Source organism: Terrisporobacter mayombei (genome assembly GCF_020748465.1).
Classification (GTDB): Bacteria; Bacillota; Clostridia; order Peptostreptococcales; family Peptostreptococcaceae; genus Terrisporobacter; species Terrisporobacter mayombei.
In genome coordinates, this window is the sequence record NZ_JAHZMP010000283.1 from 1 (window position 1) to 436 (window position 436).

Annotated in this window: 1 protein-coding gene; it reads left to right on the forward strand. The window is 44.5% G+C overall.

Annotated features, from left to right (window positions below; all coding sequences use genetic code 11):
* The coding region (locus tag K0039_RS25505) for a fimbria/pilus outer membrane usher protein (protein ID WP_228106922.1) at positions 1 to 436 on the forward strand (436 nt) is incomplete at both ends.

Here is a 436-nt window from a genome sequence, read left to right on the forward strand (position 1 = left end):
GGTGGACTGACTTTCAGTAATGATAGTTTTAGCGACTCCGATACACTGGCGGTAGTTCAGGCTCCAGGTGCTCAAGGAGCGCGAATAAATTATGGCAACAGTACTATCGATCGATGGGGTTATGGTGTCACCAGCGCTCTTTCTCCTTATCATGAAAACCGTATCGCGCTGGATATCAACGATCTTGAGAACGATGTTGAATTAAAAAGTACCAGTGCAGTAGCTGTACCGCGTCAGGGTTCAGTCGTCTTTGCTGATTTTGAAACCGTGCAAGGGCAATCAGCCATTATGAACATCACACGAAGTGATGGTAAAAATATTCCATTTGCTGCAGATATTTATGATGAGCAAGGCAATGTCATTGGTAATGTTGGACAGGGTGGACAAGCATTTGTTCGTGGTATTGAGCAGCAGGGAAATATCAGCATTAAATGGC